10 protein-coding genes are annotated in these 14,507 nt (G+C 51.4%); 5 read left to right on the forward strand and 5 right to left on the reverse strand.

Translation table 11 applies throughout. The features are described 5' to 3' along the window. Positions 1 to 3: 3 nt before the first annotated feature. Positions 4 to 942 (reverse strand): sugar phosphate isomerase/epimerase family protein, encoded by a 939-nt coding sequence (locus M0L20_RS16420; RefSeq protein WP_248477994.1) that lies wholly within the window; start codon positions 940 to 942, stop codon positions 4 to 6. Between the two features lie 344 nt (positions 943 to 1,286). Between M0L20_RS16420 and M0L20_RS16425 the strand changes: the two genes are divergently transcribed. Beyond that, on the forward strand, positions 1,287 to 2,435 hold the full coding sequence (locus M0L20_RS16425) for a hypothetical protein (protein WP_248477995.1): 1,149 nt from the start codon (positions 1,287 to 1,289) through the stop codon (positions 2,433 to 2,435). A gap of 12 nt (positions 2,436 to 2,447) precedes the next feature. Here the strand turns inward: M0L20_RS16425 and M0L20_RS16430 are convergent, their stop codons facing one another. Genes M0L20_RS16430 through M0L20_RS16440 form a run of 3 tightly spaced genes read right to left on the reverse strand, consistent with a single transcriptional unit; the run spans position 2,448 to position 7,784 of the window. Further along, complete coding sequence (locus tag M0L20_RS16430; RefSeq protein ID WP_248477996.1) at positions 2,448 to 3,194, reverse strand: class I SAM-dependent methyltransferase; 747 nt, start codon at positions 3,192 to 3,194, stop codon at positions 2,448 to 2,450. A gap of 6 nt (positions 3,195 to 3,200) precedes the next feature. Then, the gene (locus tag M0L20_RS16435; RefSeq protein ID WP_248477997.1) at positions 3,201 to 7,028 is read right to left on the reverse strand and encodes a hydantoinase B/oxoprolinase family protein; all 3,828 of its coding nucleotides are present in this window, start codon (positions 7,026 to 7,028) and stop codon (positions 3,201 to 3,203) included. A gap of 3 nt (positions 7,029 to 7,031) precedes the next feature. After that, positions 7,032 to 7,784, reverse strand: a complete 753-nt coding sequence (locus tag M0L20_RS16440; RefSeq protein ID WP_232561998.1) for a DeoR/GlpR family DNA-binding transcription regulator — start codon at positions 7,782 to 7,784, stop codon at positions 7,032 to 7,034. A 45-nt stretch (positions 7,785 to 7,829) separates the two neighbouring features. Between M0L20_RS16440 and nudK the strand changes: the two genes are divergently transcribed. The 3 genes from nudK (at position 7,830) to M0L20_RS16455 (ending at position 9,482) form a co-directional block, all read left to right on the forward strand. Further along, entirely contained in the window at positions 7,830 to 8,441 is a 612-nt protein-coding gene (nudK, locus tag M0L20_RS16445; protein ID WP_248477998.1) for a GDP-mannose pyrophosphatase NudK, read from the forward strand. Between the two features lies 1 nt (position 8,442). Beyond that, positions 8,443 to 8,790, forward strand: a complete 348-nt coding sequence (locus M0L20_RS16450) for a DUF4406 domain-containing protein (protein ID WP_248478000.1) — start codon at positions 8,443 to 8,445, stop codon at positions 8,788 to 8,790. 155 nt (positions 8,791 to 8,945) lie between these two features. Then, positions 8,946 to 9,482 carry an REP-associated tyrosine transposase gene (locus tag M0L20_RS16455; RefSeq protein WP_248478002.1) on the forward strand — a complete coding sequence of 179 codons (537 nt, stop codon included), beginning with the start codon at positions 8,946 to 8,948 and terminating at the stop codon, positions 9,480 to 9,482. 91 nt (positions 9,483 to 9,573) lie between these two features. Here the strand turns inward: M0L20_RS16455 and M0L20_RS16460 are convergent, their stop codons facing one another. Continuing rightward, the gene (locus M0L20_RS16460) at positions 9,574 to 12,108 is read right to left on the reverse strand and encodes a PIG-L family deacetylase (protein WP_248478003.1); all 2,535 of its coding nucleotides are present in this window, start codon (positions 12,106 to 12,108) and stop codon (positions 9,574 to 9,576) included. 223 nt (positions 12,109 to 12,331) lie between these two features. On the opposite strand from M0L20_RS16460, the gene M0L20_RS16465 reads away from it, so the two are divergent. Next, the gene (locus tag M0L20_RS16465; RefSeq protein ID WP_248478004.1) at positions 12,332 to 14,212 is read left to right on the forward strand and encodes a beta-N-acetylhexosaminidase; all 1,881 of its coding nucleotides are present in this window, start codon (positions 12,332 to 12,334) and stop codon (positions 14,210 to 14,212) included. The last annotated feature ends 295 nt before the right edge of the window (positions 14,213 to 14,507 follow it).

The following is a 14,507-nucleotide window of genomic DNA, read 5'->3' on the forward strand; positions in this document are numbered from 1 at the left end:
TTGTTATTCGAGTAAACCAGCAAACACCGCTTTGGCATGGATCAAATCCTGCTTGTGAGCGTCAAGCGCCTGCATAGTGTTGGGTGATTCTTTTTCTAAACACTGTTCCAGAACTAAATTGGGCCGAACGTTCAGCGTTTCCAAATCAGCAGCCAACCGTTGGTAATCAATGTCGCCACTACCGAACGTTTCCTGCCAGACTCCGTTTCTTGACTGCCGGATGTGTAGCTCAACAATGCGTTTCCCGTATAGCTTTACTACATCGAACAACGCTACTTGTGAGTTACCTGAGCCCCGATACACCCAATGCGCGTCCAGGCATAACGATACGTTTTTGGGATCCGATGCTAACAGCATATGGTGAAATTCGCGGGCTCCCTGGCGATGTTCGGGCGCGTGTGTATGATAAGCCAGTGTGATGCCACGCTTACGGAGTTCGGCTCCTAGTCGGTCAAGGTTTTTGGCTTGTTCGGTGAGCTGAGCATCGGTTTTGTCGTCGTTACTTCCCCACTGGATTGGGCTGGGATTGGTCACGAAAATGGTTGTGCCAGCCGATTTTGCGGCATCCGCGATAGCCAGTACGGAATCAATCGATTGCTGCGCTTCGTTCGCTTTGTGAAGGGTACTATTTACGTACAGCGAATGCATCGACAGCTTGTACTTCCGAAGCAAAGGTATCAGCCGGGTTACTTCCTCGGCTGCGTTGATGCTTGGCTCATAAGCTGTTATGCCTGATTGAGCCAACTCAGCCAGCGATGCGTCGGGGTTGGCCATCCAGTTTTTTCCCTGACGCTCGTAGAAGGTCAGCCAGCTATACGAGTTGCAGGCAATCGGAAACGATTTTACCATCGGATGGGCCTGGGTTAGCGGGTGGCCAACTAGGGTTGCGGCTCCGGAACCAGCGAGTAAAGAGCCAATAAAACGACGACGGGACGAGGGCATATTTTGAGTCAGACTTGCGATTCTATAAGTAGCCTCAAGTCTCTTTTCTACCGTTTAAAAAATAATCTATTTTGGTAGGCCTATGGTCGCGTTCTATCGTATTTCTTGCGCGAAGAATGATCCATTGGTTAGGTACCTGTTGTTGAAAAAGGTATCTGACAGAAAATTTGTTTTAGATATACATGCGAAAACGTTTACTCTTCATTTTTACCCTTCTTTCTTTCTACCAAGTCTACGCTCAATCATTTATTCCGGCTTCAATAGTATTGCTTAACGGTGATAGCCTATCGGGTTGCATACGGCCTGACTATTCAAATGATGACTTTTATTTCAGACGTGATTGTATGGCTAAGGCTATACGGTATTCTGCTGCTACTGTAAAACAGTTACGAGTGGGCAGCCTGATCTATGACCGCAGTGAGGTTGACGATAAAATGATTTTCATTCAAAAGGTCGTTGGAGGTAGTGCTACGCTGTATACGTTGGAACATAAGCCATTGGGAAAGACGCGCTATTTTCTGAAAACAGGGAATGCGTTTGAAGAACTGGTGTACACGAAGGAGGAAGTCGTAAATAACGGCCAACGGTACCAGCAAACGGATCCTAAGTTTCTGAAAACGTTCGCCAGACTTCTTTCCGACTGTAACGAATTTACCAATTCAAAATGGGAAGCAGCCTTTACGACTAAAACATTAGCCAAGATGGTAGACGCCTACAATAGGTGTAAACAGCAAGATGGATCAGGAATACAATCGGTTGTCTACCCGGTGTCGGCCAAGATACCGGCTAAGTTCTTTATTCGTTTGGGCATTAACTCAGCCTTAGTACCATCACCCGTTGTTCGCGAAACAAAAGAGCTTTATACCAGGCATATAATTGGAGACAGTAGAGTCTTTGGTACACCTACGTACGCATTTGAGGACCAAGGTAGTCGTACATCGACAAACTTAGGATGGACAGCTACTGCTGGCTTAGAGCAGAAGATACTGGGGGGTAGATATGCCTGGGGAGGTCAATTGTCATATAGTTCGTCGTACTACAAGCGTCAATTACTAACAGGTGGCACAACGGACGCTTATACCGATCAATACAACTACATGACCCCGCAAAATTATGAATTGAGCATACCTAGTCAACAGCCAGTACGCTTTGATGGAATTGTGAAGGAGCAGACATCCATAGCTGAACTCAGTATTTTCGCCAGGAAATATCTATTTACCAACCAATCAATTTGGTACCTTGGGATAGGTTTGGGGTATGGACTGGTCCAGTCAGACTATACCTCATCGATAAAACTATCTACTACCGATAAGACAGCTCCCGTTTATCTGGGAGAGATCGTTCGCTATGCTCAACCGCATACAATTCAACGTGGGCAGCTAGGAGGATTTGGCGAAATCGGCTGGCAAAAAAGCCCGAAATTTGGCGTTGTAGCCCAATTCAACTGGCTGTACACCGGCTTGTTAAATCTTCAGGTAAATCACTATTTTTAACGTCGGTCTATATTAAGTAATCGGCTTCTCACCGACAATCCCCGACGCGCATCCGAAAAAGTAGTTTGTTTGGCGGCAGATCAGACCAGCATTTTCGAAAAGTTGTAACGCCTGATTGGTGTTTTTGAACTGGGCGCAGTAAATACCAAGCATCCGATAGGTCTGCGGATTACCCAGAAACAACGCGCCTAGAATCGGAATAATCCGACGTAAGTAGAACAGGTAAAAAGCGCGTAACAAAGCGGGTTTGGGAACAGATACTTCTACACACGAAAATTGTCCGCCGGGCTTTAAGATGCGATAAATTTCTTTGGCTAACTGACTAATTTGATCATCGTTGAACGTTTTTAGCCCGAATGCGACAACCACATGGTCGGCGCATTGATCGGGTAGAGTGCTGGCTAGTACGTTCTGTTTATGAATGGTGATGGCATAGGACGCGTATTGTTTTCGCTGTCGTTTCTGATTGGCATAATGAAGCATTCCCTCGCTGAAATCAACGCCCAGTAAAGCTCCGTTCGTCTTGATTTTCGGGCAAATGTATCCCCACGTTTCGCCCATGCCCGACATTAAATCAACGACGGTCTGACCGGGCTGTATGTCGATTTCAAATACGCATTGCCGACGCCAGCGGTTCGAGAAGCCGAACGACGTGATCGTGTTCATCCGTTCGTAGGTCAAACTCATCTCGTTGAAAAGCGCCTGGACAAACTCCGGCTCGTAAATAGACTGCGTAGCTTTTGGCCGTTGAAATGCCATACATGATTACGGTTTGTCGTTAGCACCTCCACCGCCCGGCGTTTCCAGCCGTATCCGTTCGCCCGCTTCCATCGCCCGCGTAAAAATACCGGGCAGTGCTTCTTGCTGGCCGTCTGCGTAAATCAACGTTTGCCGCCCCACAGCTCCCGACGCTCCTCCGTTCAACCCATAAGGAGCCGCGACGCGATGCTGACTGACGAGTGTTGCCTGTACCGGCTCTAAAAACTCAATCTCGCGAACGATACCGTCGCCACCCTGCCGCTGTCCCAAACCGCCGGAACCCTGCCGAATCGCAAAGCGGTGCAATCGAACCGGGTAACGTCGTTCGAGTTCTTCCGGGTCAGTCAGTTTCGTGTTGGTCATGTGCTGATGCACTGCCGAACGTCCGTCAGCGCCAACCGTAGCACCCGTGCCTCCGCCAATGGTTTCGTAATACCCGAAACCACCCAGTGCGGATGATCGGCCAAATAGAAAATTGTTCATGGTACCCTGGCTACACGCGGCTAATCCCAGCGCTTTGAGCAGAGTATCCACCAATCGTTGGCTGACTTCGGTATTACCTCCGACAACGGCCGGGCACTGCGCCGGGTCATCCGGAAAGATCGGGTTGAGGAATGATTCGTCGGGTAAAATCAGATTAACAGGTATCATCAGCCCTTCATTCAGAGGAATGTCTTTCTGGCACCAGAGTCGGAGAACATACAGCACAGCGCTGTACAGGATAGAAATATTAGCGTTGAGATTATGCGGATGGACGCCTGATGTACCCGAAAAGTCGAAGGTAATCTGTCCGTCGTTTATCGCCAGATTGACCCGAATGACATGACCGTCGTCAAGGGCTTCCTCGGCGTAGAAATGCTTTCCGTCGAGTGGTCGCAAGACGGCAAGGATGGCATCGGTAGCGGACGCTTGCAGTCGGTTCATGTACTGGTGTACAGTTGGTAAACCGTGTTGCCGGACAAGGTTTTGCAGCGCTGTTTCGCCCGCTCTCAGCGAGGCAAGGGCTGCTTCGATGTCCGCCCGGTTTTCAGCCAGCGCGCGCGTTGGGTAAGGTGCTGTCGTAAAGCGTTCCTGCAATCCGTCTGGCTGGTCCCATTGGAAAACGTCTTTCCGGACAACATACTGAGGTTCCAGTACAACGCCTTCTTCAACCAACGATACCGCATCGGGAGGCATCGAACCCGGTACTTTACCGCCAATTTCGGCGTGGTGGGCTCGGTTGATTACGTAACCAATCAACTCGTCTTCATCGGTGAAAACGCCACTGAGTAACGTCACGTCCGGCAAATGCGACCCGCCGTATTTTGGGTGATTCGTAATAAGCACGTCGCCTGGTTCGAGTCGGATGTTGGCGAGAACCAGCCGCGCACAAATACCCAGGCTACCCAGATGCACCGGAATGTGGGGAGCGTTGGCGACGAGTTCGGCGTTCGCGTTCAAAAGTGCGCAGGAGAAATCGAGTCGTTCCTTAACGTTGACCGAAAAAGCCGTTCGCTGCAATTGAGCACCCATTTCTTCGGCAATTGCCCGGAACCGCTGCGTAAACAGTTCAAGCTGAATAACGTCCTGGCTTTCGGGATCAACGCCATTGGCCGATTGCAGCGGCAATGTGTCAACATCCTCAATGTAATCAACAAGTACGTTTTTGTCGGACTGCACAATTACCCGCCACCCCGGTTCGATAAAGGCCGATGAGGTCGTATTCAGTAGCAAAGCAGGGCCGCGAAACGTATCGCCTTCCTGTAGCTGTGTCCAGTCGTAAGCGGGGTATGCATCCGTTTCAAACGAAGCCACTGCGTGACGATGACTGTTGGGCGGACCACTCACGGCCGTTTCGGTAGTCTCAGTGCTGGCAATGACCCGGATGCTTTCGACTTCGATAGGGCGCGGCTGACCGTTGGAATCGGTGGGGAAGTGGCCGTATAGCTGTCTGTACCGATGTTGAAAAGCCATAGCTAAACGTTGCCTCTTGGACCAATAGTCCACTTCGACGGACGACTCCTGACCTTGCAGCCGTAGGTAGATCAATGCCGACGATATTCGAACCGGTGCTTCTGAACCAACGTCCGTTTGTAAGGCCGTAATAGCCTGTGTGCTTAGTTCGTCGAAAAGTGATGGTAGGGTGTCATTGACACCGGTAAGCGGTTTCAGCACGGATTGCGATGCTATTCGCTCGATCTGCGCCTTGCCGATTCCGTAGGCACTGAGCAGACCACCGTCGAACGGCAGGATCAGGCGCTCCATGTTGAGCAAACGGGCAATGGCGCAACCGTGTAAGCCACCCGCCCCGCCAAATACCAGCAGGCTATATTCTGTCGGATCGAAGCCACGCGCTACCGAAATCTTACGAATCGCACCGGCCATCGTTTCGTCCGCAATGCGTTCGAAGCCGCGCAGCACGTCGAGCAGATCGGGGCGGTTGCCGGTTCGAGCTTCGATTTGGCGAATGATTTCCTGTAAGGCTAGCTGCGCTTTTTCCGGAAAAACGGGAATGCCGAACTGCTTGGGGTGCAGCTTTCCCAGCAACAGGTTTACGTCAGTAATTGTGAGCAAAAGCGGTTGGTCAGGGGCACTCGCACCGTAGCATGCCGGACCGGGATTAGCTCCTGCACTTTGCGGACCAACCCGCAACTGACCGGAAGCGGTACCGTGCTCCTCGAACCAGCATACCGACCCGCCACCGGCGGCTACGGTTTCGATAGCCAGCGAGGGCAACTGCAAATCAAATGGTCCAATCCTGGTTGTGAACCGGTAATCCAGATTGTGCTGGATGCGGGCAACGTCGGTACTTGTGCCGCCCATATCAAGGGTCAATGTGCGGGCAACGGAAAGGCTATTTGCAATGCTCGCTGCCCCGATAACACCCCCCGCCGGGCCACTCAACAAACTGTCTTTGGGACCAAACAGATCAGCGCGAACCAGTCCACCTGCGCTGGTCATGATGCGGACGGTTTGCTGCGGTGCTTCACCATTTGCCAGTTGCTTCTGTACATTGTCCAGGTACGACCGCATCACCGGCGTCAGGTACGCATCGACAACCGCTGTTTGCGTACGAGGCACATAGTGCGGAGCGACCGAAACTGCCGTCGAGCGGGTGATGTACCGGAATCCTGCCGCAGTCAGCGCATCCTGTAGCTGGCGTTCGTGAATTGGATTTTGGTACGCATTCAGGAACGAGATAGCGACCGCATCGGGCTGAACCGCGCGGAGCTGTTCGATCAATTCCCTAATGGTCTGATCGGAGAGGGGAGTCAGCACCTGACCGTCGGCGGCAATGCGTTCATCGACTTCGAAAACCGAATCGTACAAGACTTCGGCGGGTGGGATTGCCAGTTGAAACAAATCCGGGCGTTGCTGCGTCCCGATAGTCAACAGGTCTTTAAAGCCTTGGGTGACCAGTAAAGCGACGCGCCCTCCCTTTCGTTCGAGCAGGGCGTTGGTGCCTTTTGTTGTGCCCAACCGCATTTCGAGTGGCGGAAAGGGCCGATGCAATGGCGTTTTGGTTAACAGACGGGCGGCTAAGACCGGGGCTTCTTCGCCGGTGAATAACTCAACAGTGGTGGTTTGTGACGGAGCAGAAATCGGGCGGTCGAGGATGAGTGTCCCGTCTACGTTTAGGCTGACAATTCGGTAGAGTTCATCCGTATCGACAACGCGTATTTGATAATCGTCAAAGATAGGTGCCGTTAGCCAGGGAGCAGTAAGTTTGTCGTCGGTTAAGAGGCCGCGCAGTCGGCTGCTGCTCAGAACTTTGGTGCGGTGAATGGTGCCGTTGAGATCCTGGGCAAGACCGTCCGTAAACGTTCCGCCCGTATCAATCCAGATTTGCCACATGAGTTAATTAATCAGCGTAATGCCTGCCTGGCGATAAGCCGTCATCATATCGGGCTTCGCTTCCTGATCGGTGATGAGCACATCAAACAGGCTTAATGGCGCAAAATAGAGGTATTTGTCGGTTTCCAGCTTCGACGAATCGCAGAGGAGGTAAACTTTTTCGGTTTGTCGGGCCATCGCGGTGGCCGTACTGGCTTCTTTTTCGCCGTTGGCGCTCAACCCGTTTTGCAACGAAATCCCATCTACGCCGATAAACGCCCGATGTGCGCGGTACCGGGCAATGTGCTCCTCGGCGATCAACCCGTGCATAGCCCGTCGCTCCTTATCGACTTCGCCACCAACCAAATTAACGGATACCGTCGAATCCATCAGTTCGGAAAGAACAGGCAGCGAATTTGTAACAACGGTGATGCGTTTGTTGCGAATGAATTGACAAAGTCTGAATACCGTACTGCCGCAGTCCATAAAAATAATGTCGCCTTCCTGAATTTCCTGAGCGGCCAACTGGCAGATGTAATCCTTGCGCTCGGCATTGACAGCGGTTTTGTTGGCAAACGTGTGCTTGTCCGTAGCCAGACTCACTTTCATGGCGCCACCGCGTGTTCGATAGATCAAACCGGAGGATGCCAACTGGACCAGATCGCGCCGAACAGTCATCTCCGAGGTTTGTAGCAACTGTGCTAATTCGCCCACATCAACAGAGCCACGTTCATCGACCGTTTGTACAATTATCCGCTTGCGGTGTTGAAAATTCATGACTTTCTTTTTATTTTGTTCAAAAATAAACAATATCGAACAATTATGAACAGTTTGCTGTCCGAACGTGTGCAAATCACGGAAGAAAAATTGCTATCCGACAACAGGTACATTCTGAAACGCTTTACGTTCAATTATTTGGGAAAGAACGGGCAGTGGTCTACCCAGCAACGCGAAGCGTACGACCGGGGGAACGGCGCTACGATTTTGCTGTATAACCCACAGACGGACAACGTGATTTTAACGCGTCAGTTTCGGTTGCCCACGTTTGTGAACGGCAACCGCGACGGTGGACCGACTTCGGGTATGCTCATCGAAGCCTGTGCGGGTCTGCTCGATAACGACGATCCCGAAACGGCTATCCGGCGCGAAACGGAAGAAGAAACGGGCTATCGGATTCAGTCGGTGCAAAAAGTGATGGAAGCGTACATGAGCCCGGGTTCAGTGACCGAAAAGCTGTTTTTCTACATCGCGGAATACACGGCAGATACTGAGCGCTATGCCGGTGGGGGCATTGACGAGGAAGAGATTGAGATTCTGGAAATCCCTTTACAACAGGCGCTGGCCATGATGGCAAGCGGTGAGATCCGGGATGGTAAGACGATCATGCTACTACAGCACCTACGACTTCAACAATTAACCCCATCCGCCAACTAACATGCTCATTCTGATTGCTGGACCATACCGTTCGGGTACCAACGATGATCCCCGGCTTATTGCGCAGAATATGCACCGGATGGAAGAGGCTGCGCTGTCCGTTTATCGTAAAGGGCATACACCCGTGTGCGGTGAGTGGCTTGCGTTGCCGCTCATCAAAGCCGCCGGTTCGACTCAACTGGGCGATGCTGTTTTTGACGGATTTTTCCATCCCGTAACGGTACAACTGATCGACCACTGCGACGGCGTTTTACGCGTAGGAGGTCCTTCTGCCGGAGCCGACGAAATGATGCGGCAAGCAAGGCTAAAAGGCAAACAAACGTTCTGGACGATGGAAGAAATGTCCTGAGAAGCGTCAGGTTGGAGAGCTAGCACTGTCCGAAATAGTTCTCTTTGTAGTGGTGTCGGTTTCTCAAAACCGACACCACTACAAAGAGAACTCCACAAGTGACATAAATGCATCCGTAGAGTCTTATACCTTCAAATCGCTGACAATCATTGGCTATGGGGCTTAGGAATCGTACGTTACTCACCGAAGAGCGGTGCTTTTTCGTTACCACCACGTGTTGGCACCATCAACCACTTCTGTTCGACAATAACTGTTACAAAATACTATTCGATAGCTTTGCCTTCTATAACCAGAAATACCATGCTCGGCTAGTGGCTTATGTATTTATGACGAATTACATTCACTTTATAATCGTCTTTCTGGAGAAGAATCATCTGATCGAGTATATGCGCGACTTTAAAAAGTTTACCTCGCTCAAACTACGGGAGTACATCCAACTCACTCGACCGCATTTTTTGGACGATATAGCTTACGCCTATCGAACTCAGCATTTCAAAATCTGGACAGATCGCTTCGATGATGTTTATCTATACTCCCGTGATGTTTGCGAAACGAAGATTGATTATATGCATACCAATCCCGTACGAGCAGGTATGGTAAACTGTGCCGCTGATTATCGGTACTCTAGTATGGCTTTCTATAACGGTCTGCGGCCGCAATCACAATTACTCCATTACCGAGAATTGTTTTAGCTCTATGTCGTAGGTGTCGGTTTTAAGAAACCGACATCACGAAGCCAGACGGTGGTGTCGGTTTCTTAAAACCGACACCACCAACTTTCTGCTACTTACCTACCGAAATCATATTGGCAAAGAGCCGGTACGCGCCCGGTACGCCAGCGGGCAATTCGCGGAAGAACACGAGGCCCGTATACATAAAGCTTCCTTTGCCGTATTTGGCGTAGATCAGGCTACCTTGTTTGGCTGCTTCGTTCTGATCGTGCGACGAGAAAATCGGTTCGTAGGCTTTGTCCCAGTCCTGGGCAAAGTAGATGCCGCGTTCCTGAATCCAGCCAGCAAAGTCGTTCTGCGTAATTTTATTCGGGTAGTTGAGCAGTCGATGCTGCGGATTGATAAACTCAACCGGCGCGTCTTCTTCGGTTACGCGCTCGTTGACCACTTTGAACGGGTAGGGGCCGAGTTGATTTACTTTCAACCCGTTCTGAAGCATACCTGAACCGCCGGGTGTCACGTACTGTACGATCATCGTCCCGCCGTTTTTCACGTAGTCCATCAAATTAGCCTGGTAGTTGGCGAGGTAATCATTGATGTTGTAGGCTCTGATACCGACTACAATAGCATCGTAGGCCGACAGGTTTCGGCTAAGTTCGGTAGGACCAAGAATCGTGACGCGACAACCCATCTGTTGTAAGGCCGCCGGAACTTCGTCGCCCGCGCCAACAATGTAACCAATATTCTTGGCGGTTACTTTTACGTCGAGTTTCACCACTTTCGCTTCGGCAGGTGGGAACAAGGTTTGCGTGGGAATGTGCTTGTAGGCAATTACGCGAAGCCCCGTGGTAAACGTACTGTTGGTCTGACCTGATCCGCTCGTCGTCATGACGGCCTGCAATTTACCGTTCTGTGCCTGAGCCGTTGGTGTAACGGTGAACGTGATGCGCTGTTCGCTGCCTTTTCGGTCCAGCGCAAACGGCTGCGACGCCGGTTCAACTCGCCAGCCAGCCGGGGCTTCCAACTTCACCGTTCCTGATACGTTGGCCCGACCCGCGCGTAGCACTAATTCCGCCGTTTTTGGCGTGTCGTCCGAGAAGGCATACACGCGCTCGGCCAGATTGGCGGTAACAGCTGGTTGAATGATAAAAGGTCGGTAAATCTCCCCGTCAACCGGGTCCGTCGATTTGTAGACGACGGGACGGGTAAACGTGAATTGTTGCCCGCTGATGTCGAACGTGTAGGTGGTCGAGATAGCCGGCGGATTTTCGGGTAAGCCAATCAACTGCTGATTATCGACCTGAAATACACCCTTGACAATCGGTTTTTCGAGCCAGTATGGCTGCGAAATCTTTTGGTTTTGTGGAATGGTAACGGGCGTGGACAGCACAACAACGTCGTTTGGTTTGAGCGGCACGTTCAGGGTTGTGTCCTTGCCAACCGAATACCGTACATTCAGCAACGTAACCGCAGCATCGGCCCGGTTAACAACGTTGGTCGTAAGCCGAATTGTTTCTCCGGGGGTAGCGGCATAGTCAACGGGATTGGTCTCAAACCACAAGCCCAGACATTGCCGGATCAGTTGCTCAACTTCCTGACGCTTGGCCTTGACGTAAATATTCGCCGTATCTAGCTTGCTGATCGCACCGTACAGTTGCACCAGCGCGGGTACGGACGCTTCCGGCTGGTCGGGTTTAAATCCGGCAATAACCTGGTTGACCTGCCCTTGCACGGCCTCGCTTTTGGGAACACGTTTCCAGCTGATATCCACACCGTCGAGTGGATCTTTTTCAACGGGGCTTCCGCCTTTCAGCAACAGATAGTCGATCCGCGCATTTCGATTAGCGGCCACGCCAAAACCCTGACTTTTATGCTGACTCCGGCTTTCGGCGGCAATTTCGCCGTACGATTTGCCGAGTAATGGATTGTATAAGCCCGTTTCAATACCAATCAGGTTGCCGGCTTCGTCGGGTTTTTTGTTGCTCATGAACGCTCCCGGAATAAAGACGTTCCAAAGAATGCGCTTTGCCTGCCAGGGTTTTACGTACGCTAACTGTTCGGGGAACTTGGTCGGATCGTTGGCGATTTTAAAGCCTTCTTCGGCCAGAAAGCCCGATGCGCTGTGGTGACCGTGACCCGCGCGCGAGTCGGGTGGGAAGCGGGTAATGATAACATCCGGCTGGTACTTACGAATCATCCAGACTACATCGGCCAGGACCTTTTCCTGACCCCAGGTCCGAACAGCTTCGTCTGTTGACTTCGAGAAGCCAAAATCGTAAGCCCGGCTGAAAAACTGGTCGGGACCATCAACGCGCCGGGCAGCCAACAATTCCTGGGTACGGATGACACCGATGTTTTCGCCCTGTTCGGGGCCGATCAGATTTTGTCCGCCGTCGCCCCGTGTCAACGACAGATACCCCGTGCGGACAAGCCGGTCTTTCGCCAGATAAGCCAGCAGCAGCGTATTCTCATCGTCGGGGTGGGCGGCTATATATAAGACCGAACCCAGAACGTTCAGCTTTTTCAGGTTTGACAAAATTTCGCCGGGGGGCGTCGGCTTGATGGGGCCGTACGGAACCTGGGCGATGAGCGTCGAGCTAAGCGAAAGAGCAAGAGTAAATGCGGGTAGAAATTTACGTAGCGACACAGTACAGAAGCGGATTATAGGCTAGTCGCCAAATTTACACCTTGTCTGCGATTTTTAAGTTGATCTATTTTAGGCTTTTGTTTCACTAATTGATGTTACGGAGGACTTGCTTCCCGTTTTGGGCTTGTCTGCGAGAAAGAGAGGTTTAACAATGTGCCAATGTTGGGATCATTGAGACCGCGTCGTAACTTGCTTTCCATTCTAATCACTAACTAGTTTCAGCATGAAAATACGTATCGCTGGTGTTCTGCTCCTGCTTACAGGCATGACCGTTGCGAATGCTCAGCAGCCCATTAACCTTATTCCGCAACCGGTTGACGTACAGCCGCAGCGGGGTACTTTTACGCTTACCAAGACGGCCACAATCGGTTACGACCAGCCCAAAGCGCAGGCTGCCGCTGATATGATGGCGCAAAAACTGAATGCACCGACGGGATTTGGCTTAAGACCGAAAGCCGGTACAAAAGCCAGTATTCAGTTTGATCTAAACGAAACGCCCAACCCGAAATTGGGCAAGGAAGGATACACGCTCGACGCATCCTCGAAGGGCGTTACAATTACGGCCAATGAGCCAGCAGGTTTATTTTACGGCATGCAGTCGCTGCTCCAGTTGCTACCGAAAGAAATCGAAAGCAAGACACCGGCCCAATCCTCGTGGACCATCCCTGCCGTTCGTATTACGGATTACCCGCGTTTTGGCTGGCGGGGTATTATGCTCGATGTGAGCCGACATTTCTTTCCAAAAGACGATGTGAAGCGTTACATCGATGAGTTAGCCCGGCTTAAGTTCAACACCTTCCACTGGCATTTGACCGACGATCAGGGCTGGCGGATTGAAATTAAATCGCTACCTAAGCTCACCGAAGTAGGGGCCTGGCGGGTACAGCGGGCCGGTCATTTCGGCAACCGACTCGATCCTAAACCCGGCGAAGCCGCTTCGTACGGTGGATTTTATACCCAGAATGACATCAAAGAAATTATCAAATACGCCCAGGACCGCAACGTCACAATTGTTCCGGAGATTGATGTGCCTGGTCACAGCATGGCAGCGCTGGCGGCTTACCCCGAACTGAGCTGTACCAAAACGCCCGTTTCCGTAGATCCGGGTACCGCGTTCTCGGAATGGTACGGCAATGGCACGTTCAAGATGCTGGTCGAAAATACGCTTAATCCCTCCGATGAGAAAGTGTATGAATTTCTGGACAAGGTTTTTACGGAGGTAGCGGCTCTTTTCCCGAATCAGTACATCCACGTCGGTGGAGACGAGTGTTACAAAGGGTATTGGGCGCAGGACCCCGGCTGTCAGGCGTTGATGAAGCAACTAAATATCCGGCACGTCGAGGATTTGCAGGGGTATTTTATGAACCGCGTCGAGAAAATCCTCAAAGCGAAAGGCAAAAAGCTGCTGGGCTGGGACGAAATCCTGGAAGGCGGTATTTCGCCGGAAGCGACTGTGATGAGCTGGCGGGGGATTAAAGGCGGTATCGAAGCGGCCCATCTGGGACATGATGTGGTGATGACGCCAACCACGTTTGCCTACCTGGATTATCAGCAGGGCGACAATGATCCGCCCATCTACGCGACTTTGCGCACTAAGAAAAGCTACAGCTTCGAACCGGTTCCGGACGGGGTTGACGCGAAGTACATCCTGGGTGGTCAGGCCAATCTCTGGACTGAGCAGATTCCTACGCTCCGCTATGCCGAATACATGACCTATCCGCGCGGTTGGGCCTTAGCCGATGTGTACTGGTCGCCGAAAGAAACGAAAAACTGGGATAAGTTTGTCCCACGGATGGAAGCCCACTTCGACCGGGCCGATATTGCGCAGGTCAATTATTCCCGTGCCGTTTATGACGCCATCGTCCGGACAAGCATGAAAAATGGCAAGCTCACGCTGACCTTGGAAAGCGAAGTACCCAATCTGGATATCTACTACAGCATCGACGACACCATGCCCGACGCGTTTTCGACGAAATACAGCCAACCGGTCGAACTGCCCGATGGCCCTATTACGCTTCGGGTGATTACGTACCGCGCTGGAAAACCAATCGGCCATTTGATCGTTCTGTCGCGGGATGCCTTGCAGAAGCGGGCAGGACGCTAGTTCGCTCACTAATCCATTATAGCGTTTAATACCTCTGAATAGAAAAAGAAGAGGCCACTGCTTAACGTCAACCGTTGTTGTCGTTGAGCAATGGCCTCTTCTTTTTATAAGCAAGTCAATCACTTTTTACCTGTCCCGTACAGCGCGCTACCCTCAACCGACAATCTGGTTTGAATCTACTTACTATCCCTAGTTCACCAACAGCAGGGAAGACCAAGGGCAGCCAGGCGGCATAAGCCCGAAAATGATTTAGTGTAATCTATAGTCTGAGTCTAGCCGTTCTGGGCGGGCTCAC

Source organism: Spirosoma liriopis (assembly GCF_023196085.1).
In the GTDB taxonomy this organism is placed as follows: Bacteria; Bacteroidota; Bacteroidia; order Cytophagales; family Spirosomataceae; genus Spirosoma; species Spirosoma oryzicola.

Bases quoted from the DNA above. Each gene is read 5' to 3' on its own strand.
- M0L20_RS16420 (WP_248477994.1), bottom strand. From the start codon at position 942: ATGCCCTCGTCCCGTCGTCGTTTTATTGGCTCTTTACTCGCTGGTTCC.
- M0L20_RS16425 (WP_248477995.1), top strand. From the start codon at position 1,287: ATGGCTAAGGCTATACGGTATTCTGCTGCTACTGTAAAACAGTTACGA.
- M0L20_RS16430 (WP_248477996.1), bottom strand. From the start codon at position 3,194: ATGGCATTTCAACGGCCAAAAGCTACGCAGTCTATTTACGAGCCGGAG.
- M0L20_RS16435 (WP_248477997.1), bottom strand. From the start codon at position 7,028: ATGTGGCAAATCTGGATTGATACGGGCGGAACGTTTACGGACGGTCTT.
- M0L20_RS16440 (WP_232561998.1), bottom strand. From the start codon at position 7,784: ATGAATTTTCAACACCGCAAGCGGATAATTGTACAAACGGTCGATGAA.
- nudK (WP_248477998.1), top strand. From the start codon at position 7,830: ATGAACAGTTTGCTGTCCGAACGTGTGCAAATCACGGAAGAAAAATTG.
- M0L20_RS16450 (WP_248478000.1), top strand. From the start codon at position 8,443: ATGCTCATTCTGATTGCTGGACCATACCGTTCGGGTACCAACGATGAT.
- M0L20_RS16455 (WP_248478002.1), top strand. From the start codon at position 8,946: ATGGGGCTTAGGAATCGTACGTTACTCACCGAAGAGCGGTGCTTTTTC.
- M0L20_RS16465 (WP_248478004.1), top strand. From the start codon at position 12,332: ATGAAAATACGTATCGCTGGTGTTCTGCTCCTGCTTACAGGCATGACC.